18 protein-coding genes are annotated in these 18,345 nt (G+C 73.7%); 8 read left to right on the forward strand and 10 right to left on the reverse strand.

The features are described from left to right. The first annotated feature begins 108 nt into the window (after window positions 1–108). On the forward strand, window positions 109–966 hold the full coding sequence (locus ACWDVG_RS03645) for a LysR family transcriptional regulator (RefSeq protein ID WP_451695803.1): 858 nt from the start codon (window positions 109–111) through the stop codon (window positions 964–966). A gap of 19 nt (window positions 967–985) precedes the next feature. On the opposite strand, the gene ACWDVG_RS03650 is transcribed toward ACWDVG_RS03645, so the two are convergent. Further along, window positions 986–3,721 carry an FAD-binding and (Fe-S)-binding domain-containing protein gene (locus ACWDVG_RS03650; RefSeq protein ID WP_451695804.1) on the reverse strand — a complete coding sequence of 912 codons (2,736 nt, stop codon included), beginning with the start codon at window positions 3,719–3,721 and terminating at the stop codon, window positions 986–988. 51 nt (window positions 3,722–3,772) lie between these two features. Between ACWDVG_RS03650 and serC the strand changes: the two genes are divergently transcribed. After that, the gene (gene serC, locus ACWDVG_RS03655; protein ID WP_451695806.1) at window positions 3,773–4,891 is read left to right on the forward strand and encodes a phosphoserine transaminase; all 1,119 of its coding nucleotides are present in this window, start codon (window positions 3,773–3,775) and stop codon (window positions 4,889–4,891) included. Between the two features lie 96 nt (window positions 4,892–4,987). Here the strand turns inward: serC and ACWDVG_RS03660 are convergent, their stop codons facing one another. Both ACWDVG_RS03660 and ACWDVG_RS03665 read right to left on the reverse strand, forming a co-directional pair. After that, window positions 4,988–5,356: a hypothetical protein gene (locus ACWDVG_RS03660; protein WP_451695807.1), complete on the reverse strand. Its 369-nt coding sequence runs from the start codon at window positions 5,354–5,356 to the stop codon at window positions 4,988–4,990. 140 nt (window positions 5,357–5,496) lie between these two features. Next, complete coding sequence (locus tag ACWDVG_RS03665; protein WP_451695809.1) at window positions 5,497–6,507, reverse strand: WD40 repeat domain-containing protein; 1,011 nt, start codon at window positions 6,505–6,507, stop codon at window positions 5,497–5,499. A 71-nt stretch (window positions 6,508–6,578) separates the two neighbouring features. On the opposite strand from ACWDVG_RS03665, the gene ACWDVG_RS03670 reads away from it, so the two are divergent. Both ACWDVG_RS03670 and ACWDVG_RS03675 read left to right on the forward strand, forming a co-directional pair. Next, window positions 6,579–7,427: an alpha/beta fold hydrolase gene (locus ACWDVG_RS03670; protein ID WP_451695811.1), complete on the forward strand. Its 849-nt coding sequence runs from the start codon at window positions 6,579–6,581 to the stop codon at window positions 7,425–7,427. Between the two features lie 85 nt (window positions 7,428–7,512). Continuing rightward, on the forward strand, window positions 7,513–8,199 hold the full coding sequence (locus ACWDVG_RS03675; RefSeq protein ID WP_451695812.1) for a GDSL-type esterase/lipase family protein: 687 nt from the start codon (window positions 7,513–7,515) through the stop codon (window positions 8,197–8,199). 40 nt (window positions 8,200–8,239) lie between these two features. Here the strand turns inward: ACWDVG_RS03675 and ACWDVG_RS03680 are convergent, their stop codons facing one another. Further along, window positions 8,240–8,671 (reverse strand): carboxymuconolactone decarboxylase family protein, encoded by a 432-nt coding sequence (locus ACWDVG_RS03680; protein ID WP_451695813.1) that lies wholly within the window; start codon window positions 8,669–8,671, stop codon window positions 8,240–8,242. Between the two features lie 37 nt (window positions 8,672–8,708). Between ACWDVG_RS03680 and ACWDVG_RS03685 the strand changes: the two genes are divergently transcribed. Continuing rightward, on the forward strand, window positions 8,709–9,278 hold the full coding sequence (locus ACWDVG_RS03685; protein ID WP_451695815.1) for a MarR family winged helix-turn-helix transcriptional regulator: 570 nt from the start codon (window positions 8,709–8,711) through the stop codon (window positions 9,276–9,278). A 6-nt stretch (window positions 9,279–9,284) separates the two neighbouring features. On the opposite strand, the gene ACWDVG_RS03690 is transcribed toward ACWDVG_RS03685, so the two are convergent. The 3 genes from ACWDVG_RS03690 to ACWDVG_RS03700 all read right to left on the reverse strand — a co-directional run bounded on the left by ACWDVG_RS03690 (window position 9,285) and on the right by ACWDVG_RS03700 (window position 13,419). Beyond that, the gene (locus ACWDVG_RS03690) at window positions 9,285–10,274 is read right to left on the reverse strand and encodes an aldo/keto reductase (RefSeq protein ID WP_451695817.1); all 990 of its coding nucleotides are present in this window, start codon (window positions 10,272–10,274) and stop codon (window positions 9,285–9,287) included. A 187-nt stretch (window positions 10,275–10,461) separates the two neighbouring features. Continuing rightward, window positions 10,462–11,052 carry an RNA 2',3'-cyclic phosphodiesterase gene (gene thpR, locus ACWDVG_RS03695; protein WP_451695819.1) on the reverse strand — a complete coding sequence of 197 codons (591 nt, stop codon included), beginning with the start codon at window positions 11,050–11,052 and terminating at the stop codon, window positions 10,462–10,464. Between the two features lie 81 nt (window positions 11,053–11,133). Next, a complete protein-coding gene (locus ACWDVG_RS03700; protein ID WP_451695821.1) occupies window positions 11,134–13,419 on the reverse strand; it encodes an FG-GAP repeat domain-containing protein in 2,286 nt (761 codons plus the stop codon). A gap of 94 nt (window positions 13,420–13,513) precedes the next feature. Here ACWDVG_RS03700 and ACWDVG_RS03705 point away from each other — a divergent pair, with 94 nt between their 5' ends. After that, complete coding sequence (locus ACWDVG_RS03705; protein ID WP_451695823.1) at window positions 13,514–14,014, forward strand: N-acetyltransferase family protein; 501 nt, start codon at window positions 13,514–13,516, stop codon at window positions 14,012–14,014. Between the two features lie 133 nt (window positions 14,015–14,147). Here the strand turns inward: ACWDVG_RS03705 and ACWDVG_RS03710 are convergent, their stop codons facing one another. Further along, window positions 14,148–15,494 (reverse strand): MFS transporter, encoded by a 1,347-nt coding sequence (locus tag ACWDVG_RS03710; RefSeq protein WP_451695825.1) that lies wholly within the window; start codon window positions 15,492–15,494, stop codon window positions 14,148–14,150. Between the two features lie 30 nt (window positions 15,495–15,524). After that, window positions 15,525–15,986, reverse strand: coding sequence for a MarR family winged helix-turn-helix transcriptional regulator (locus ACWDVG_RS03715; RefSeq protein ID WP_451695827.1), 462 nt, complete (start codon window positions 15,984–15,986; stop codon window positions 15,525–15,527). Window positions 15,987–16,140: 154 nt separating this feature from the next. On the opposite strand from ACWDVG_RS03715, the gene ACWDVG_RS03720 reads away from it, so the two are divergent. Then, window positions 16,141–16,353: a hypothetical protein gene (locus ACWDVG_RS03720; protein ID WP_451695829.1), complete on the forward strand. Its 213-nt coding sequence runs from the start codon at window positions 16,141–16,143 to the stop codon at window positions 16,351–16,353. A 30-nt stretch (window positions 16,354–16,383) separates the two neighbouring features. Here the strand turns inward: ACWDVG_RS03720 and ACWDVG_RS03725 are convergent, their stop codons facing one another. Continuing rightward, window positions 16,384–17,835: an NCS2 family permease gene (locus ACWDVG_RS03725; RefSeq protein WP_451695831.1), complete on the reverse strand. Its 1,452-nt coding sequence runs from the start codon at window positions 17,833–17,835 to the stop codon at window positions 16,384–16,386. A 155-nt stretch (window positions 17,836–17,990) separates the two neighbouring features. On the opposite strand from ACWDVG_RS03725, the gene ACWDVG_RS03730 reads away from it, so the two are divergent. Then, window positions 17,991–18,311 carry a DUF2530 domain-containing protein gene (locus tag ACWDVG_RS03730; protein WP_451695833.1) on the forward strand — a complete coding sequence of 107 codons (321 nt, stop codon included), beginning with the start codon at window positions 17,991–17,993 and terminating at the stop codon, window positions 18,309–18,311. The last annotated feature ends 34 nt before the right edge of the window (window positions 18,312–18,345 follow it).

Consider the following 18,345-nt stretch of genomic DNA (forward strand, 5'->3'; position numbering starts at 1 on the left):
GAACTTCCAGTCCATTGTACTGGACCAGACGACTCCTCTACCTCTCACGCTACGAGCCCCCGCGCGGCACCGGAAATGCCGATTGCGCTGCGGTTATGCTCCGGACGCATGAGCATCGAGCTGCGTCACCTCCGCTGCTTCCTCGCCATCGCCGAGGAGTCGAGCCTGACCCGCGCCGCCGCCCGGCTCCACCTCACCCAGCCCGCCGTCTCCCGCACGCTCGCCGCCCTCGAACTGCACCTCGGCGCCCGGCTCGTCGAGCGCTCCACCCACCACCTCGCCCTTACCGCCGAGGGCCGCGCCTTCCGCGACCGGGCCGCCGCCGCGCTCGCCGCCTTCGACGCGGCCGTCGACCCGGCGCGGCTGCGCCACCGCCCCCTGCGCCTCGGGCACGCCTGGTCGGCCTTCGGCCCGTACACCACTCCCCTGCTGCGGCGCTGGCAGCGCGAGCACCCCCAGACGCCGCTCGAACTCCTCCGCGTCGACGACCGTACGGCCGGGCTCGCCCGCGGCGAGGTCGACGCCGCCCTGCTGCGCGGCGCTGTGGAGGCGCCCGGCCTCGTCACGGCGGAGCTCACCACGGAGGCGCGGGTGGCCGCGCTGCCCGCCGACAGCCCGCTCGCCGACCGTCCCCGCCTCGCCCTGGACGACCTGGCGGGCGAGACCGTCGTCCTCAACACCGTCTCCGGCACGACGACCCTCGCGCTCTGGGCGCCCGCCGCCCGCCCGACGGCCACCCTCACCGTCGCCAACACGGACGACTGGCTCACGGCGATCGCCGCGGGCCGGGGCGTCGGCGTGTCCTCCGCCTCCACCGCCGCTCTCCACCCGCACCCGGGCGTCAGCTACCGCCCGCTGCCCGACGCGCCCCCGCTGCCGGTCGTCCTGGCCTGGCGGGACGCGTTCCCGCACCCGGCGACGACGGCACTGGTCACGATGGCCCGCGAGATCGTCCACGGGACGTGAGACGCGGGAACCGAACCCCCTACAGCGTCTCCGCGAGCACCTCCGCCAGGTGGCGCGGCCGGTGGTCGGTCAGGGCGGTGATCTGGGTACGGCACGAGTAGCCGTCCGCGAGGACCTCCGCCTCCGGGGCCGCGGCCCGCAGGGACGGCAGCAGCTGGTCCTCCGCGCAGGCGAGCGAGACCTCGTGGTGGCCGGGTTCGAGGCCGAAGTTGCCCGCCAGGCCGCAGCAGCCGCCCGCGAGGTCGCCCGTCAGGCCCGCCCGGGCCCGCAGTCGGCGGTCGGCGGCGTCGCCGAGGACGGCGTGCTGGTGGCAGTGGGTCTGCCCGACGACCGGCCGGTCCAGGCGCGGCGGCTCCCAGTCGGGGGCCAGGGTCTCCAGGGCCTCGGCGAAGGTGCGGACGGAGGCGGCGAGGCGCGCCGCGCGGGGGTCGTCCGGCAGGAGTTCGGGCAGGTCGGTGCGGAGGGTCGCCGCGCAGGAGGGTTCGAGGACGACGACGGGGGCGGTGGGGTGTTCGAGGACGTCGAGGGCGCGGCGCATGACCTTCCGTGCCGCACCGAGCCGCCCCGTGGAGACGTACGTGAGCCCGCAGCAGACCCGACCCTGCGGCAGGGCGACGCCGAGGCCCGCCGCCTCCAGGACGCGGACGGCGGCCCGGCCGGCCTCGGGCGCGAGGTGGTCGGTGAAGGTGTCGGGCCAGAGGGTCAGCGCGGGCGGGCGGCGGGAGCCGCGCTCGCCGAACCAGGACGTGAAGGTGCGGTCGGCGACGCGCGGCAGCGTCCGCTCGGGCGTGATCCCGGCGAGCCGGGTGGCCCCCGGCAGCGCCGTGGCGAGATTGAGGCCCCGCCCGAAGAGGTCGAGCAGGCGCGGCAGCCCTCCGACGGTCCAGTGCGAGCGGGGCCTGCGCAGGGCGCCCGCGAACCCGGCGTAGTGGTGGTCGAGGAACTCCGCCTTGTACGCGGCCATGTCGACGCCCACCGGGCAGTCGCTGCGGCAGCCCTTGCAGGACAGGCAGAGGTCGAGGGCCTCGTGGACCTCCTCGGAGCGCCAGCCGTCGGTGACGATCTCGCCGAGCGCCATCTCGTGCAGGAGGCGGGCCCGCCCGCGGGTGGAGTGCTTCTCCTCGCCGGTCGCCCGGTACGAGGGGCACATCACGCCCGGTCCCGAACCCGGCCCGTCCACCCGGCACTTGGCGACGCCCACGCAGCGGGCCGCCGCCCGCCCGACGCCGACGAGCGGCAGGCCCTCGAAGCGCAGCCCGGCGTCGAGGGGCTTCGGCCGGACGAGCATCCCGGGGTTGAGGCCGCCGGCCGGGTCCCAGAGGTCCTTCACGGCGCCGAAGAGGCCCACGAGCTCCTCCCCGTACATGCGGGGCAGCAGTTCGGCCCGCGCCTGCCCGTCGCCGTGTTCGCCGGAGAGCGAGCCGCCGTGGGCGACGACGAGGTCCGCCACCGCCTCCGAGAAGCGCCGGAAGTCCCGTACGCCCGTCCCCGTCCACAGGTCGAAGTCGATGCGGACGTGCACGCAGCCGTCGCCGAAGTGCCCGTAGGGGACGCCCCGGAGGCCGAAGTCGGCGAGGAGCGCGCGGAAGTCGCGCAGGTACGCGCCGAGCCGGGCGGGCGGCACCGCGCAGTCCTCCCAGCCGGGCCAGGCCTCCGCCCCGTCGGGCATGCGGGTCGCCGTCCCGGCCGCGTCCTCGCGCACCCGCCACAGCGCCCGCTGTCCGGCCGGGTCCCGGACCGCGACGGCGTCGACCGCGTCGGCGGCGCGGACCAGGGCCGCCGCGGCCGCGTCCCCGTCGACCTCGCAGAACAGCCAGGCGGCGCCTCGCGGCAGCAGCGCCTCCGCGCCCCGGACGAGGTCGGCGGCCATGCCCTCGACGGTGAGCGGCCCGTACGGGAGGAGGCCGGCCGCCGCGTCGGCCGCCGCGGTCTCGTCGGCGTACCCGAGGACGACGAGGACGGGCGCGGCGGGCAGCGGCACGAGCCGTACGGTCGCCTCCGTGACGATCCCGAGGGTGCCCTCGCTGCCGCAGAGGGAGCGGGCGACGTCGGCGCCCCGCTCCGGCAGCAGGGCGTCGAGGGCGTACCCGGAGATCCGGCGCGGGAGCCCGGCGGGGTAGCCGGTCCGCAGCAGGGCGAGGTTCCGGTCGACGAGGTCGAGGAGTCCGGGCGGCGCACCCCGCCCGCCCCGGCCAGGCGTCAACGCGTCGCCGCCGTACGTCACCACTTCGAGCGAGCGCACGTTGTCGGCGGTCGTGCCCCAGGCGACCGAGTGCGCCCCGCAGGCGTTGTTGCCGATCATTCCGCCGAGGGTGCAGCGGCTCCACGTCGACGGGTCGGGCCCGAAGGTCAGCCCGTGCGGCCGCGCGGCCTCCCGGAGCCGGCCGAGGACCAGGCCCGGCTGGACGACGGCGGTCCGCCCCTCCGGGTCGAGGGAGAGCAGCCGTCCCATGTGCCGTGTGAGGTCGAGCACGACGCCCGTGCCGGTGGCCTGGCCACCGATGGACGTTCCGGCGCCGCGGGCGACGACGGGGACGCCGTGCGTCCGGCACACCTCGAGGGCGGCGGCGACGTCGGCTGCGTCGCGCGGCGCGACCGTACCGGCCGGAACGCGGCGGTAGTTGGAGGCGTCCATCGTCACCAGGGCCCGCGCGGAGGCGGTGAAGTCGACGTCCCCCGCGACGGCGGCCCGCAGGTCCGCGGCGAGTCTCTCGTGTGTTCCCACGACGCCAGGATGTCCCAGTCCTCGTCTCATCGGGCGGACATCCGGGCGACCGGGCCCGCGTGACCCGATACCCTCCGCCTCGTGGCTGATATCCAGATTCCCGCTGACATCAAGCCCGCCGACGGCCGTTTCGGCGCGGGCCCCTCCAAGGTGCGTACGGAGGCGCTGGACGCCCTGGCCGCCACCGGCACCTCCCTCCTCGGCACGTCCCACCGCCAGGCTCCGGTCAAGAACCTGGTCGGCGAGGTGCGTGCCGGCGTCCGTGACCTCTTCTCGCTCCCCGAGGGTTACGAGGTGATCCTGGGCAACGGCGGCTCCACCGCCTTCTGGGACGTCGCGACCCACGGCCTGATCGAGAACAAGTCGCAGCACCTCACCTTCGGCGAGTTCTCCTCCAAGTTCGCGAAGGCCGCGAAGCTGGCCCCGTGGCTGGCCGAGCCGACCGTGATCTCCGCCGACCCGGGCACGCACCCGGAGCCGGTGGCCGAGGCGGGCGTCGACGTCTACGCGTACACGCACAACGAGACCTCGACCGGTGTGGCCGCCCCCGTCAAGCGGGTCGCGGGCGCCGACGAGGGCGCGCTCGTCCTGGTCGACGCGACCTCCGGCGCGGGCGGTCTGCCCGTCGACATCACCGAGTCGGACGTCTACTACTTCGCCCCGCAGAAGTCCTTCGCCGCCGAGGGCGGGCTGTGGCTCGCCGCGTTCTCCCCGGCCGCCCTGGAGCGGGCGCAGAAGATCCACGCGTCCGGCCGGCACGTCCCCGAGTTCTTCTCGCTGCCGACGGCGATCGACAACTCGCTGAAGAACCAGACGTACAACACCCCGGCGCTCTCGACCCTCTTCCTGCTCAACGAGCAGCTGAAGTGGATCAACGGGCAGGGCGGCCTCGACTGGGCCGTGGCCCGGACGAAGGAGTCCTCGCAGGCGCTGTACGGCTGGGCCGAGGAGTCGAAGTACGCGACGCCGTTCGTCACCGACCCGGCGAAGCGCTCGCAGGTCATCGGCACGATCGACTTCACGGACGAGATCGACGCGGCCGCCGTCGCCAAGGTGCTGCGCGCGAACGGGATCGTGGACACCGAGCCGTACCGCAAGCTGGGCCGCAACCAGCTGCGGATCGCGATGTTCCCGGCGGTCGACCCGGCGGACGTGCGGGCGCTCACGGCCTGCATCGACTACGTGATCGAGAAGCTGTAACGGCTCCCGGAAAACCGGACCCGCGGAGGGCCCGGCGTCGGACACGACCGACGCCGGGCCCTTCTGCGTCTCCGCCGTTCGCCGTGGTCGCGGGGCTCAGCCCGCCGCCTGCGCCTTGACGTGGTCGATGACCGCCGTGAACTCGGCGGTCGGGGAGAACTCGACGACGTCGCTGTCCTCCAGGGCCTCCGGGGCGTGTCCGGGGCCCCAGTAGTAGGCCTGCCCGGCCTCGTACGTCTCCTCGCCGTCGGCGGTCCGCATCCTGATGCGGCCCTTGAAGAGGTAGCCCCAGTGCGGGCACTGGCAGAGGTCGCCCTCCAGCCCCTTGAGCGCCGGGCCCAGGTCGGTGCCCTGCGGGAGGTGGATGAAGGCGACGGTCATGTCGCCCCCTGCCTCCTGCATGCGGAAGTCCAGACCGTCGCCCTCCATGGCGACCGGGGTGTCCTCGCGCGTGAATGACGTCATGACTTCCTCCGCTCCGCACTCCTCCGCGGTTTTCCGGCCCCTCCTCCAGTCTCGACCCGGGGCGGCTCCCGGTCGACGCGAGCAGGCGGGGAGCGGGGCGGGAGCGGGGCGGGGGCGGGCGGGGAGCGGGAAACCGCAGGTCAGCCGCGGCGGAGCAGGCGTTTGACGCCGAGGACGAGGACGGTGGCGCCGGCCAGGACGAGGAAGCCGGTCGTGGCGTTGCCCCCGGCCGCCGGGTCCGCCGTCGCCGCACCGGGCCGCGCGGTCGCGCCGCCGGACGGCGCCCCCGAGGGGGAGCCGGGGCCGGTGCCGGAGGGGGGCGTCTCGGCGCCGCGGCGGTCGACGCGTACGACGCGGCTCTCGCGGCCCTCCGAGCCGAACATCAGGGCCGAACCGTCGGTCGTGTACGTCACCGACTCCGCCTGCCCCTGGAAGGGGGCACCGACCGAGGCGCCGTCGCCCTCGGGGCGGCCGTCCTTCCACGCGTACTCGCTCGCGCCCAAGTATCCGCGCAGGGTGAGGTGTTCGCCGTCGGGCGAGAAGGCGCCGTCGGTCACCCACGGCACCTCGCCGATGCGCCGGAAGACGTTGGTGTCCCTGTCCGAGAGCCGCTCGGGACCCGCGTAGAGGCCGCCGCCGCTCTGCTTCTTGCTCGCGATGTAGACCCGGCCGGTCTTCGGATGGACCATCAGGGCCTCGGCGTCGCGCGGCCCGTCGGCGTACTCCACGTCGTACTGCACGGCCCGCACGGTGCGGTCGCCGAGGACCTTCGGCTCGGGGAAGCGGTAGAGCCAGACGTGGTCCCAGGAGCCGTCGAGGTTGTCGCCGATGTCGCCGACCCAGATGTCCCCGTCCGGGCCGACGGCGATGGCCTCCATGTCGCGGGGGGTGCCGACCCCGGTCATCGTCAGGGTCGCCACCGTCTCGCCCGTACGGGAGTCGATGCCGTAGACCAGGGGCGCGTCCTGGTCGTTGTGCGTCCAGTAGATCCCGGGGTGGGCGCGGCTCGCGGCGAGACCGCTGGATTCGGTGATCCGCGCGTCCCGGATCGTGAAGTCCCGGTCGGGGTCCTGCCCTTCGGCGCGGGCGTGTCCGGCCGGGAGCAGCGCCAGGGCCGCGGCGGCGCCGAGGGCGCACAGAGCTGATCGCATGCCTCCAAGCCTGCCACGGCGCCGGGAAAACCGGTTTGACCTGCACCGGGGGCGCTGTCATGGTCGCGACCATGCCCACCTTCACCGCCGCCGACGGCACCGCGCTCGCCTTCCACGACTCCGGCCCGGCCACCGGGACCCCGCTCGTCTGCCTCCCCGGCGGCCCCTTCCAGGACTCCGCCTACTTCGGCGACCTGGGCGGCCTCGCGGCCCGGCACCGGCTGGTCCGGCTCGACCTGCGCGGCTCGGGCGCCTCCGCGGTGCCGGAGGACCCCTCCTCGTACCGCTGCGACCGCCTCGTCGCCGACGTGGAGGCGCTGCGGGTCCACCTCGGGCTCGACGCCCTCGACCTGCTGGCCCACTCGGCGGGGGCGAACCTGGCCGCGCTGTACCTGACCCGGCACCCGGAGCGGGTGGGGCGGCTGGTCCTCGTCACGCCGGGGACGGCGGCCGTCGGGATCGACACGCCCGCGGAGGAGCGTCTCGCGGCGGCGCGGCTGCGGAGCGCGGAACCGTGGTTCCCCGACGCTTACGCGGCGCTGGAGGAGGTGACGGCGGGGCGCGGCGACGCGGAGACGTTCCAGCGGGTCGTGCCGTTCTTCCACGGGACGTGGGACGAGGCGGCGCGCGAGCGGCACGCCGGCAACGCCCGGCGGCGGAACGGCGAGGCGGGCGCGGTGTTCGGGGCCGAGGGCGCGTACGACCCGGCGGCGACGCGGGCGGCGTGCGCCGCGCACCCGGGGCCGGTCCTGGTGGTCGCGGGCGAGGGCGACGCGAACACGCCGGTGCCGACGGCGACCGCCTACGCGGGGCTGTTCCCGGAGGCCGAGGCCGCCGTCCTGGAGCGGGGCGGGCACTTCCCGTGGCACGACGACGCGGAGTGGTTCGCGGGGACGGTGGGCGCCTTCCTGGCGGCCTGAGGGCCTGGCTTCGTTCCGAGGCCGCCCGGCGCCCGTGGTCGGGATCACGTCGCAGGTGCGGGACGCGGTCCGGGATGATGTGACCATGCGTTTTCTGTTCGTCGGCGACAGCATGACCATCGGACGCGCCGGCGACTGGACCTGGCGGCACCGCATGTGGCAGCACCTGGAGGCCACGCTGCCGGGCCCGTACGAGATCGTCGGCCCCCGCACGGGCCTGTACGACCCGGCCGCCGACGCCCCGTCCTCGGATGCCTACGCCGACCCGGCCTTCCCCGCCCCCGCCCGCCGCCACCTGGCCGGCTGGGGCGAGGGCTGGCTGCACATGGCGCCCGTGATCGGCGGGACCGTGGCGGCCACCCGCGCGGACGTGCTGCTCGTGTCGCTGGGCCTGATCGACCTCGGCTTCTACACGAACAGCGACCAGACCGAGGAGAACGTGCGGGCGTTCGTGGCTGCGGCCCGCGCCGCGAACCCGCGCGTCCGGGCGGTGCTGCTGCCGGTCATCCCCAACGTCCGCGCCACCTACGACGCGCCCTTCGCCGCCGAGTGCGCCCGCTTCAACGCGCTCCTCGCGAAGGCGGTCGCCGACCTCGACACGGCCGCCTCGCCGCTGCTGCTCGCGTCGGTCCCGGAGTCGTACGACCTCGGGACGGACACCTACGACGGCACGCACCCGGGGCCGAGCGGCGAGCACAAGCTGGCGGCGGCCTTCGCCGGGGCGATGCACCAGGCGTGGGGGCTCGGCGGCCCGTACACCGCCGCCGCCTGACCGAAGGCGGTTCGCCGGCCGGCCCCGTCGGGCGGCCCCGTCAGGCGGCGCGGACCAGGCGGTTCGCGAACGTGGAGAGCGTGTACGCGCCGACGCCGAGGACGACCTCCAGGGCGTTGCGGCGGGTGAACCCGGCGGCCTCGAAGGCGTCGAGGTCCGCGTCGCTCACCGCGCCGGACGAGGCGAGCACCTGGAGCGTGAACCGGCGTACGGCGTCGAGGCGTTCGGCGTCGGGCGCCGGACCGAGGCCGGCCATCTCGGCCTCGTGCACGTCCACGCAGAGGTGGCACTGGTGGCGGTGGGCGACGGTGAGGACGACGGTCTCGCGGGCGTGCGGGTCGAGGGTGGTGGCGGCGAAGAGGTCGCGGAGCGCGAGGAAGCCGTCGAGGGTCTCGGGCGACTCCTTGAGCAGGGCGACAGCGGCGGCGGTGCGGGCGGACAGGTCTGTGGGCGCGGACAGGTCTGTGGGCAAGGCTCCCCCTGGGCGGACGACCGATAGAATGGACAACATGGTTGACCATGTCGACGGAGAAAACGTAAACCAGGTTGTCGATCCCCGCAAGGGAAAATCCGGGGGCGGGCCGGACCAGGGCGGTCCCGGCGCGGGCGGCGAGCCCAGCCGGGGCTACGAGCTGCCCCTGCTGCTCTTCGGCGGCTTCCGCACCCTCATCGACAAGCTCCACGCCCGTCTCGCCGACGAGGGCCACCCCGACCTGCGCCCCGCCCACGGCTTCGCCATGCAGGCCATCGGCGCCCACGGCGCCACCGCAAGCGAGATCGGCCGCCGGCTCGGCGTCTCCAAACAGGCCGCGGGCAAGACCGTCGACCGGCTCCTCGCCCTCGGCTACGCGGAGCGCGCCGACGACCCCGCCGACGCCCGGCGCAAACTCGTCCGCCTCACCCCGCACGGCCGCGCGGCCCTCGCCCGCTCCGCCGCCGTCTTCGACGAGCTGCGGGCCGAGTGGACGGCGATCCTCGGCGCGGACCGCGTCCGCGACCTGGAGGCCGCCCTGCGGAACGTCGTCCCCGCCGAGACGACGTTCCGCCTGGACGCCACGAGCTGGCTCGGGACGTCCTGAGCGAACTCACCAGGCGAAGGCCTCCGGGGCCGGGCCCGGGCCGGGGAAGATCTCGTCGAGACCGGCGAGGACCTCCTCCGACAGCTCCACCTCCAGGGCGCGCAGCGCGCTCGCCAGCTGCTCGGGCGTGCGCGGGCCGACGATCGGGCCCGTCACGCCGGGCCGGGTCAGCAGCCAGGCCAGGGCCGTCTCGCCCGGTTCGAGACCGTGCTTGTCGAGCAGGTCCTCGTACGCCTGCACGCGGGCCCGCACCGCGGGGTCGGTGAGCGCGGCGGCGGTCCGGCCCCCGGCGCGGCGGCCCTCCCGGGCCTCCTTGCCGATGACGCCGCCGAGGAGGCCGCCGGCCAGCGGGGACCAGGGGATGACGCCGACGCCGTACTCCTGGGCCGCCGGGATCACCTCCATCTCGGCGCGCCGCTCGTGGAGGTTGAAGTGGCACTGCTCGCTGACCAGGCCGAGCGTGCCGCGCCGGGCGGCGGCCTCGTTGGCCTGGGCGATCTTGTAGCCGGGGAAGTTCGACGAGCCCGCGTAGAGGATCTTGCCCTGCTGGACCAGGACGTCGACGGCCTGCCAGATCTCCTCGAAGGGCGTCGCCCGGTCGACGTGGTGGAACTGGTAGACGTCGATGTGATCGGTGCCGAGCCGCCGCAGGCTGCCCTCGACGGCGCGCCGGATGTTCACGGCGGAGAGCTTGTCGTGGTTGGGCCAGGCCGGCGCGTCCTCGCCCATGTGGCCGTACATCTTGGTGGCGAGGACCACCTTGTCGCGGTGGGACGGGTCCTTGGCGAACCAGGAGCCGATGATCTCCTCCGTGCGCCCCTTGCCCGCGGTCTGCCCGTAGACGTTCGCCGTGTCGAAGAAGTTGAGCCCCGCGTCGAGCGCCGCGTCCATGAGGGCGTGGCTGGTGGGTTCGTCCGTCTGCGGTCCGAAGTTCATCGTCCCGAGGACGAGTCGGCTGACCTTGAGTCCGGTGCGTCCGAGCTGCGTGTACTCCATGGCACTCCACCCAACTCGTTCGAGCGCGCTCGAAGCAAGGGGGTGCCCGGGCACGGGAACGGGGCGAGGGAGGCGGGGGAACGGCGGGCTACTGTCCCGTCACCGAGGCCACCGCGATGATCGCGAACATCAGTACGAGCACACCGGCCATGATCCGGTTACGAGTCTTCGGGTCCACCCGTCGAGGTTAACCCGAGCGCTCTCCGCGCCCCTCCAGGGGCCAGGCGTCCACCGTCTCGTACCGGGGCCGCTCCCCCGGCACCCCGCTCACCGGGAGGTTCGAGCGGACGAGCGCCAGCTCGCTGATCTCCCAGCGGGTGCCCTCGAAGCCGGCCAGCGCGTCCACGAAGGGGCGCAGGTCGACGGCGTCCGCCCCGCCGCGGGCCCGGGCCACCGACAGGTGCGCCTGGTAGCGGCGGTGCTCGTCCATCGCGACCCCGGCCCGCCGGGCGGCCGCGTCGGCCCGCTCGGCGAGCAGCCGCAGCTCGTCCAGGCCCCCGGCGGCCCCCACCCACAGGGCGCGCCGCCCGAAGTGCCCGCCGCCGTGGAGCCGCAGCGGGAACGGCGGCGTGCGGTGGGCGGCGCGGGCGAGCCGGGCCCGGAGGTCGGGCAGGAGGGCGTCGTCGACCTCCCCCATGAAGGCGAGGGTGAAGTGCCAGCCGGGCCGCGAGGTCCACCGCAGCCCGTCGGCCCCGGGCAGCCGATGGAGCCGGTCCACGGCGTGCGCGAGTTCGGCGAGCCGCTCCGGGGGCGGCAGGACGGCGGCGAAGAGCCTCATGGGGAGAGTCTGGCAGCCCGGGTCCCCACTCGGAGGGAGCCCCGGGCCGAGGCCCGGACGAGCCCCGGGCCGGCGCCCCGGTCAGAAGACCTGGCTGTACGTCGTCCCGGGCCGGGCGACCCCCACCTCGGTCGCGGCGCGCGGGGCGAAGGGGGCGCGCCAGCTGCCCGTACCGGCGTAGAAGTACGCGGTGTTGCCGGGGGTCCTGGCGTACAGGTCGGGGCGGCCGTCCTTGTTCGCGTCGCCGATGCCGACGATCTGGCCGTACGCCTGCCGGCCGCCGCCGATCCTGATCCGGGGAGCGAACGTGCCGTCGCCCTTGCCGAGGTACAGCCAGAGGACTCCGGCCCGGTCCCGGGCGACGAGGTCGCCCGCGGGGGCGCCCGCGACGTTCCCGACGGCGGTGATGTCGTTGTAGATGCCCCAGCCCACGCCGATCGTCCTGAACCGGCCGAACGGCATCGAGGCGTACCCGGTCCCGCGGTACAGGTCGAGGGCGCCGTTCTTGTCGACGGCGAGCAGGTCGGCGCGGCCGTCGCCGGTCACGTCGCTGCCGCTCGCGAAGAGGTTGTAGCCGTCCCAGCCGACGCCGACCTTGCGGGGCTGCTCGATGAAGCCGCCCTTGTTGCCCAGGTGGAGCCAGAGGACGCCGCTCCGGTCCCGGCTGATGACGTCGGGGGCGGTGGAGCCCGCCAGGTCGCCGGCGGACTCGATGCGGTCGTACGCGTTCCAGTTCCCGGAGCCGGTGCTGCCCGCCCAGCCGGGGCGGGCCGGGACGAGCCGCTTGGCGGTGTCGTCCCAGAGGGTGTCGACCCGGTCGAGGTAACCGTCCGCCGGGCGCAGGATCAGGTCGGGCGAGCCGTTGTCGGTGTAGTCGTGGACCTTCGGCGTGCGGGTCACCTCGAAGGTGCCGGTGGCGGTGACCGACGGCATGCCGTTCCAGGGCCTGGCCGTCACCTTCCAGTCGTACGCGCCGTTGAGGGCGCCCTCCTCGATCCGTCCGGGGTACTGCCCGAGGACCCCGGCCCAGTCGATGCCGAGCGAGCCGTCCGGGAAGGCCCCGGTGCCCGTCGTGGCGGGCCGGACGGACTGGGTGAAGCGCCGGGACGACGCCTTGTGCGTGAACTCGACGTCCAGGTCGGCCTCGGTCGTGGAGAACCTCCAGGACATGCGGGTCCTCGCGACGCCGTCGAGCCGGAGGGTGGCCGGGACGTTGGTGCCGACGTACGTGAGGGGGGTGGTGCCGCCGTTGGTCTCGCCGGTGGAGGCGACCAGCTCGGCGGCCGGGCGCCCGTCGGCCCCGAGCGCGATCCGGTAGACGCCCTTGCCGTGCGCGGCGGTGGTGCCGAAGGCGAGCAGCGCGCCGTCGGACCCCTTCGTCACGCTCGTCGCGTGGTCGAGGAGCGGGACGGTCGTGCCGTCCGTCAGCGAGCGGGCGGTGAAGGCGTGCCAGGGGGTGGGGGCGTCGCTCGGGCCGACGGAGCCGAAGGCGAGCCAGTCGCCGACGACACCGCCGACGAGGTGGGCCTGGTCGTCGGGGCCGAGCGGGGTCCGCTCGACGGCCTGGGTGCCCCGGACCACCGAGGCGAGGACGGTCTTGCCGTCGGTGTGCTCCGTCCACAGGACGCGGTTCGACGAGAGGATTTCGAGCCTCGGGCGGTACGTCCCGACGAGCGGCCGCGAGTACTTCTCGGTGTACGCGGCGGTGGCGAGGTCGACGACCGCGATTCCCAGGCCGTTGCCCTGGTAGTCGGAATAGCCGACGAGGGCCGCGCCGGGCAGCGTGTCGGCGACGTCGAAGCCGGGCTGGCTCTCGGGTCCGCCGGTGGCCTGACGGACGGTCACGGCGCCGTTCCGGGCCACGTCGGCGAGGGAGGTGCGGCCGTCGTCGTCCACGACGAGGGTCGAGCCCACGGCTCCCACGAGGAATCCGCTGACGGGGGCGGTGGGGCCGAGCATGGCGACGGTGACGGGCGCGGCGCCCGTCGCCATGTCGTACACCGTGACGTACTCGGTGTAGTGCCGGTGGGCGGCGTGCCGCGCGACAACCACGGTGTCCGAGCCGGGGCCGGAGCCGTAGGCGGTCTCGTACGCGCCCGTCGGGATGAGGGTCGAGACGCCGTCCGCGTACCGCGTCCAGCGCGCCTTCCCGTCGGCGTCCACACTGAGGAACCCGGTGGCTCCCGCGCCCTTCAGGGCGCCGCCCGACGCCAGGAACGGGACCGGGACCGGCGCGGTGGTGGCCGTGGTGGTCGTGGACGCGGGGGCGGCCGTGGCCGCCGGGGCGAGAACGGGCGCGGCCGCGACGACGGCCATCACCAGACCGACCGACACCGCGACACGACGGCGCGACAAAGCAGTACGCAAGGTGTGTTCCTCCCCCAACTTCGCTGATTACCCGTAACGACTCACCGCTCCCTCGAAGGGTTGTACGACGCCGGCGGCGGGCTAGCCTCGCCGGATGAAGATCCGTAAGGCCGGGGTGGAGGACATCCCCGCGATGCTCGCGATATTGGACAGCGCCGTGGTGTGGCTGAACGGCAGGGGGATCACCGCCCAGTGGGGCACGGAGTCCTTCTCCGGGCGGCCGAAGGCGGTGGCGCAGGTCGAGGAGACGGTGGCGGAGGGCGATCCGTGGATCGCCGAGGTCGACGGGGTGGCGGCGGGGACGATGACCCTGACCCCGTTCCCCGGCAAGCACGTCGCACCGGCCGACGAGCCCGAGGTGTACGTACGGCTGCTCGCGACCGACGCGCGGTTCCACGGCCACGGGGTGGGCGCGGCGCTGCTCGCGCACGCGGCGGAGGAGACCCGGCGGCAGGGGGTGTCACTGCTGCGGGTGGACTGCTTCGCGGGCAGCGAGGGGCGCCTGATCGCGTACTACGAGGGTCAGGGCTTCACCCGGACCGAGCCATTCGCGGTGGGCGACTGGCAGGGGCAGGTGCTGGAGCGCCGGGTCTGAGCGGCGGGCCTGAGCGGCGCCCGTCGGCAACGCGTCCGTCGGCAACGCGTCCGTCGGCACGCGCGGAGGGGGCGGGGCCCGGAAGGCCGGGTCCCGCCCCCCGGGTCACGCCGTACGCGTCACGCCGTGCGCGTCACGCCGCCGTCGCCAGGTTCTCGCGTGCCGCCCGCGGTACGAAGCGGACCCGCGGGTGGCCGTGGTGCCAGCCCAGGGCGACCTTCAGGCCGCCGACCCGCGCCAGGACCAGGCCCACCACGACCGCGGCCGCCAGGGAGATCAGGCCGCCGACGGCGAAGCCCGTACGGGCGCCGTAGGTGTCGGTGACCCAGCCGAGGAGCGGAGCGCCGATGGGGGTGCCGCCCGCGAAGACCATCATGTAGAGGCTCATGACGCGGCCCCGCATGACGGGGTCGGTGGCCATCTGGACGGCCGCGTTCGCGGTGATGTTGACCGTCAGGCCGATCGTGCCGATCGGGACGAGCAGCAGGGCGAAGACCCAGAACGTCGGCGACAGCGCGGCCGCGACCTCCAGGACGCCGAAGACGCCCGCGGCGACCACCAGCATCCGCAGCCGGGTGGAGCCGCGGCGGGCGGCGGCGAGGGCGCCCACGAGGGAGCCGGCCGCCATCAGGGTGTTGAGGAAGCCGTACGAACCGGCGCCGACGTGGAAGACCTCCTCCGAGAAGGCCGTCAGCCAGATCGGGAAGTTGAACCCGAAGGTGCCGACGAAGCCCACGAGGACGATCGGCCAGAGCAGGTCGGGGCGCCCGGCCACGTACCGCAGGCCCTCCCGCAGCTGGCCCTTGCCGCGCGGGGCGCGCTCCACCTTGTGCAGCTCGCTCGTGCGGATGAGCAGCAGGCCGACGATCGGGGCGGCGAACGACAGGCCGTTGAGCAGGAACGCCCAGCCGCTGCCGATCCCGGCGATGAGGACGCCGGCGACGGCGGGGCCGATCAGCCGCGCGGACTGGAAGTTCGCCGAGTTCAGGGAGACGGCGTTGCGCAGCTGGTGCGGTCCGACCATCTCGGCGACGAAGGTCTGCCGGGCCGGGTTGTCGACGACGGTCACCATGCCCAGGAGGAAGGCGATCAGGTAGACGTGCCAGACCTGGACGTGTCCGGAGAGGGTGAGCGCGGCGAGCGCGAGGCCGCAGAGGCCCAGGGCCGCCTGGCTGGCGAGGAGCAGCCGGCGCTTCGGGTAGCGGTCGGCGACCACTCCCCCGTACAGGCCGAAGAGCAGCATGGGCAGGAACTGGAGGGCGGTGGTGATGCCCACCGCGGCGGCGGAGCCGGTGAGGCTCAGGACCAGCCAGTCCTGGGTGATCCGGGCCATCCACGTACCGGTGTTGGAGACGATCGCTCCGGTGAAGAACAGCCGGTAGTTCCGGATCGAGAGCGAGGAGAAGGTTCCTCGGTCCCGGCGGGTGTCGGTGTCGGGTTTATGGACGGGGGCGGAGTCTGCTCCGGATCCCGTACTCAAAGTGCGTCGCCTCCTCGGCTGCGGTCGTGGTCACCCCCGGGTGGAGGGGGGCAGGTGCGCGAGCTTCTCCAGGACGGGGGCGGCGGCGCGCAGCGTGGCCCACTCGCCCTCGTCCAGGCCCTCGGCGAGGGCGGCCAGCCAGGCGTTCCGCTTGCGGCGGGACTCGTCGAGCATGGCCTCGGCCTGCTCGGTCATGCTGACCACCTTCTGCCGACGGTCGTCGGGGTGAGGCTCCAGCCGGACCAGTCCCTTGGCTTCGAGCAGCGCCACGATGCGGGTCATCGACGGCGGCTGCACGTGCTCCTTGCGGGCCAGCTCACCGGGGGTGGCCGAACCGCAAAGGGACAGGGTGCCGAGCACCGACATCTCGGTCGGGCTCAGCGACTCGTCGACGCGCTGGTGCTTGAGGCGTCGGCCGAGCCGCATGACGGAGGAGCGGAGCGCGTTCACGGCTTCGGTGTCCTCGACGGTCCCGTGGGACAGATCTGGCATAGTCGTTAGCCTAACTCATTACTCTCGCTAAGTACCACTGGGCACACCGGAACGTCGCGGGGATCACACCCGGGCATCGATGTATCACCCAAACGAGTGAGTCAGATCCGGAAAGTGACGCAAAGGAGCCCCGGCTGCCCCGACTCTGAACGGCATGGGATCGACAGTGCTCAGCCTGCGCATGGACGGTGAGCTGCTCGACCGGCTCAGGAGCCACGCCGCGAAAAGAGGAATGAGCGTCCAGGACTATGTCGTCCGGACGCTCATTCGCGAGGATTTCGACGAGCGGTTCCAGACCGCCGTCGACGAGACGGAGAAGTTCTACGGGACGGCCGACGGCCCGCAGGACCCCGCGCCGATCGGGTGAGGCCCGGCGATCGGGCGGACCCCGCGCCGGTCAGGTGAGGCCCAGCGCCGGCATCGCGTAGTAGAAGACGAAGACCGCCGACACGACGTACATGGCGACCGGGACCTCGCGGCCCCGCCCGGCCGCGAGCCGCAGCACGCTGAAGGCGATGAAGCCGATGCCGATGCCGTTCGTGATCGAGTACGTGAACGGCATCATCACCATCGCCAGGAACGCCGGCACCGCGATGGTGTGGTCGCTCCAGTCGATCTCCTTGACCGAACCGGCCAGGATCAGGAAGCCGACCGCGAGCAGCGCGGGCGTGGCCGCCTGGGACGGGACCATCGTGGCCAGCGGCGTCAGGAACAGCGCGACCGAGAAGAGACCGCCGGTCACCACCGAGGCGAGGCCGGTGCGCGCGCCCTCGCCGACGCCCGCCGTGGACTCCACGAAGCAGGTGGTGGCGGAGGAGGAGGTGGCGCCGCCGGAGGCGACGGCCAGGCCGTCCACGAGGAGGACCTTGTTGATGCCCGGGAAGTTGCCGTCCTTGTCCATCAGCTTGGCCTCGTCGCCGACGCCGAGGATCGTGCCCATGGCGTCGAAGAAGCAGGACAGCAGCACGGTGAAGACGAAGAGGACGCCGGTGAGGACGCCGACCTTCTCGAAGCCGCCGAAGAGGCTGACCTCGCCGACGAGCCCGAAGTCGGGCGAGGCGACCGGGTTGCCCGGCCACTCCGGGGTGGTCAGACCCCAGGACGGGACCGTCGCGACCGCGTTGATCACCATGGCCACGATCGTCATGACGACGATCGAGATGAGGATCGCGCCCGGCACCTTGCGGACGATCAGCGCCAGGGTGAGCAGCGTGCCGAGGACGAAGACGAGGACCGGCCAGCCGTCGAGGTGGCCGCTGCCGCCGAGCTGGAGCGGGACGGTGGTGTGCGCGGCGTCGGGGATGCGGGAGACGAAGCCCGAGTCGACGAGGCCGATCAGCATGATGAAGAGGCCGATGCCGATCGCGATGCCCTTGCGCAGTCCGCTGGGAACGGCGTTCATGACGCGCTCGCGCAGACCGGTCGCGACGAGGAGCATCACGACGACGCCGGCGAGGACGACCATGCCCATGGCGTCCGGCCACGACATCTGCGGCGCGAGCTGGAGCGCGACGACCGTGTTGACGCCGAGTCCGGCGGCGAGCGCGATCGGGACGTTGCCGATCACCCCCATGAGGAGGGTGGAGAAGGCCGCCGTCAGGACGGTGGCCGTGACCAGCTGGCCGCTGTCGAGCTGGTGCCCGTACATGTCCTTGGCGCTGCCGAGGATGATCGGGTTCAGCACGATGATGTAGGCCATCGCGAAGAAGGTGGCGAACCCTCCGCGGACCTCGCGGGCGACGGTGGAGCCGCGCTCGGAGATCCGGAAGAAGCGGTCGACGGCCGAGGTCGGTTCCCGGGGGGATTCCGGCTCGGGGGAAGTGGCCTTGGCGGTGGCCGTGGTGCTCATGGCTGTCCTCGTATGGGTCAAATTTGGCGGTTCATACGAAAGAAACCCGCCGGAGGCAAACCGTTTCAGTATGAACACATGAACGAGCGAGCGTCCATCTCCGCGCGTAGACCACCGAACCGGACCGACTGGACGCGCCACCTAGACTGAGCCGCATGGCGAAGTGGACACCGAAGCACGAGGCACCCGAGCCCCTGGAGGGGCCCGTCGTCGCCACCATCACCGGCGGCACGATCCTCTGGTTCGTCCTCTTCCTCGTCCAGGTCCCCTTCTACGGCTGGTTCGACGACCGGGACCTGACCTGGTGGGTGTGGACCTGCCTGGCCGGCGCGGGCCTCGGCCTCATCGGCATCTGGTACGTACGGAAGCGGGACGCGGCGATCAAGCGCCACGAGGCGGCGGCACGCGGCGGCACCCACACCGGCACTGGCACCGGCACCGGCACCGGCACCCCGCAGGGTGCGCCCGACGCGTAGCACCAGGGGAGGATCCTGGTCATCCCGCGGTCGG

Source organism: Streptomyces sp. NPDC003327 (assembly GCF_053589515.1).

What these genes read in the sequence shown, in the direction of transcription:
- ACWDVG_RS03645 (WP_451695803.1), top strand. Translation starts at nt 109, where the DNA reads ATGAGCATCGAGCTGCGTCACCTCCGCTGCTTCCTCGCCATCGCCGAG.
- ACWDVG_RS03650 (WP_451695804.1), bottom strand. Translation starts at nt 3,721, where the DNA reads ATGAGACGAGGACTGGGACATCCTGGCGTCGTGGGAACACACGAGAGA.
- ACWDVG_RS03660 (WP_451695807.1), bottom strand. Translation starts at nt 5,356, where the DNA reads ATGACGTCATTCACGCGCGAGGACACCCCGGTCGCCATGGAGGGCGAC.
- ACWDVG_RS03665 (WP_451695809.1), bottom strand. Translation starts at nt 6,507, where the DNA reads ATGCGATCAGCTCTGTGCGCCCTCGGCGCCGCCGCGGCCCTGGCGCTG.
- ACWDVG_RS03670 (WP_451695811.1), top strand. Translation starts at nt 6,579, where the DNA reads ATGCCCACCTTCACCGCCGCCGACGGCACCGCGCTCGCCTTCCACGAC.
- ACWDVG_RS03675 (WP_451695812.1), top strand. Translation starts at nt 7,513, where the DNA reads ATGCGTTTTCTGTTCGTCGGCGACAGCATGACCATCGGACGCGCCGGC.
- ACWDVG_RS03685 (WP_451695815.1), top strand. Translation starts at nt 8,709, where the DNA reads ATGGTTGACCATGTCGACGGAGAAAACGTAAACCAGGTTGTCGATCCC.
- ACWDVG_RS03690 (WP_451695817.1), bottom strand. Translation starts at nt 10,274, where the DNA reads ATGGAGTACACGCAGCTCGGACGCACCGGACTCAAGGTCAGCCGACTC.
- thpR (WP_451695819.1), bottom strand. Translation starts at nt 11,052, where the DNA reads ATGAGGCTCTTCGCCGCCGTCCTGCCGCCCCCGGAGCGGCTCGCCGAA.
- ACWDVG_RS03705 (WP_451695823.1), top strand. Translation starts at nt 13,514, where the DNA reads ATGAAGATCCGTAAGGCCGGGGTGGAGGACATCCCCGCGATGCTCGCG.
- ACWDVG_RS03715 (WP_451695827.1), bottom strand. Translation starts at nt 15,986, where the DNA reads ATGCCAGATCTGTCCCACGGGACCGTCGAGGACACCGAAGCCGTGAAC.
- ACWDVG_RS03720 (WP_451695829.1), top strand. Translation starts at nt 16,141, where the DNA reads ATGGGATCGACAGTGCTCAGCCTGCGCATGGACGGTGAGCTGCTCGAC.
- ACWDVG_RS03725 (WP_451695831.1), bottom strand. Translation starts at nt 17,835, where the DNA reads ATGAGCACCACGGCCACCGCCAAGGCCACTTCCCCCGAGCCGGAATCC.
- ACWDVG_RS03730 (WP_451695833.1), top strand. Translation starts at nt 17,991, where the DNA reads ATGGCGAAGTGGACACCGAAGCACGAGGCACCCGAGCCCCTGGAGGGG.